We start from the raw sequence: 2,150 nt of genomic DNA, 5'->3' as shown, positions 1-2,150 counted from the left end.
CTGTTGCGCAGACCCGTTTGAACCGCTACAAGAAGCAGTGTTCGATCGCGGTTGCCGATCCATGTTCGTACGTCAGGAGCCTCTACCAGAGCGGCGGCCTCGCTCTCAGTAAGAAACTCAACAGGGCCGTGTTCGCAGCGTTTAGATGGAATTGCAAGAATGCGCTGACACTGCAGAAACAACGCTGGTTCGCTGACCGCGACGAACCGGAAGAATGCATGCACCGCTGCAAGCCGCGTATTACGTGTCCGCACCGAATTGCCTCTGCCATGTTCGAGGTGCTGTAGGAATTTCTCGATCAACGACACGTCGAAGTCTTCGATTCGCAGCTTTGACGGCGCGCGCCCGATATGCTTCGTGGCGAACGCTAACAGCAGCCGGAACGTGTCACGGTAACTTGCAACCGTATGCGAACTCAGACCTTGCTGCTCGAGCAGGCGTTGGGTAAAGAACCTTTGAACGAGGGAGCGAAGACTGGCGGCGCTCACACCCGTTCTCCCGGACAATTCTTGTTGAGATAGCCTGCAGCGAGTTCAAGCAACTCAGGAACCGCTTCGATGTACCAGTACGTAAGACCAATTGACATGCCCGAGGTAGGTGGCAAGTTTCGGCAATTCCCGACTGACGTCCAGACCGGCGCGATACCACTCGACCAGCCTTCCAGTCGCGAAGCTAGGCAGAGATTTTTTTGGTTGGTGGTCGCGGCAACCAGTGCATCGCCATGTCGTCGGAGCTGATCCGCGACCGGTAATCAAAAAAATGTTTGTGCTAAACCGCTCCACGGGCGGTGGTCGCTATGGGCATTGAATGACCGCCGCGGTAATTTGTGATGTCTTGCAGGGGCGATCACACAGGGACTTCCGGCGAGGGTGGGAAGCATCACGTGTAAAGGAAGCGGGAATGTGCGCGTGAACCGGCAAATCACCCGCCGTCGTGGAGTACGCTAGTGCGCCAGCAGATCGAAGGCACGAGTGCAGCCGCGTTGACCTCGTCAGGAAAGGCGAACGTGTACGGAAACAGGTGCGGTGGCAACTAGCACGCATGGGTTGGACCTGGCGGGGCTCGCGGAAGGCTGCCGGGCATGTCTTGGATCCGGAGCATGTGTCCCTTGCCACATACGGGGCAGTCGCGCAGTGACTTTCCGGTGAGTCGCTGGTAGCGGTCACGGTAGTCTTCCCCGGGCTCGGCTGCGGCGGCGGCGGGGGCTTTGACGCCGAGCAGCTGCCTGCAGGTGGCGAGCTTGTCGGCACGGTGGCGGTTGGCGAGCCACCCGTAGCTGCGAATGCGCTTGAAGCCGTCAGGCAGCACATGCAGCAGGAAGCGACGGATGAACTCGTCGGCCGTGAGCGTCATGGTCCTTTGTCTGGACTCGTGCCGGTAGTCCTTCCAGCGGAACTGCACGGTGTGCCCGTCGAAGGCGAGCAGCCGGTTGTTGGAGATGGCGACGCGGTGGGTGTAGCGGCCCAGGTAATCGAGTACGTGTTCGGCACCGCCAAAGGGTGGCTTGGCGTAGACGACCCACTCCGCGTGAGCAGCGGGCGCGAGCCAGGCGGCGAACGCTTGCGGGTCACGCAACGGCTTGAGTTGGCCATGCAGGCGTAGCCCGCCGGCGTCGTAAGCGCGACGCAGCTGTTCGAGAAAGAGCCGCCGGAAGAGCCGTGAGAGGACCCGCACGGGCAGGAAGAAGCCGGGACGGCAGGCGATCCAGTGCTCGCCGTCCCGGGAGATGCCGCCGCCCGGCACAACGCAATGCACATGAGGGTGATGGTGCAGATTCTGTCCCCACGTATGCAGGATCGTGAGGAATCCGATCTCGGCACCCAGGTGTTTCGGATCGGCGGCGATCGTGCGCAACGTTTCGGCGCTGGCGCGAAACAGCAGATCGTAGAGCGTCCTCTTGTTCTGGAACGCGAGCGCGGCGACGGATTCGGGAAGCGTGAAGACGACATGGAAATACTCGGTCGAGGGGAGGAGCTCCGCATGCCGGCGTTCGAGCCATTGCGCGCGGGCGAGGGACTGGCACTTCGAACAGTGGCGATTGCGACATGTAATGGAGCGCACTCCATTACATGTCTTATGGGGAGTTTATTCAAACGGGGAGTCGATGTGTCGAGCGAGCGCGAACCGTGCAGCCCGCGCTCCAGGAACTC

General features: G+C 60.9%; 1 protein-coding gene and 1 pseudogene. Both read right to left on the bottom strand.

The genetic code is table 11. The features are described from left to right. A partial coding sequence (locus AWB78_RS44935) for a tyrosine-type recombinase/integrase (protein WP_198399499.1) occupies positions 1–488 on the bottom strand: 488 nt, incomplete at its 3' end. Between the two features lie 544 nt (positions 489–1,032). Continuing rightward, positions 1,033–2,049, bottom strand: a pseudogene (locus AWB78_RS42245) (IS91 family transposase); the annotation flags it as partial. Between the last annotated feature and the right edge of the window lie 101 nt (positions 2,050–2,150).

It is taken from the genome of Caballeronia calidae, assembly GCF_900044055.2.
Lineage (GTDB): Bacteria > Pseudomonadota > Gammaproteobacteria > Burkholderiales > Burkholderiaceae > Caballeronia > Caballeronia calidae.
The sequence above is the reverse complement of the archived record's forward strand: the minus strand, read 5'-3'. Positions and strand labels throughout refer to the sequence as shown.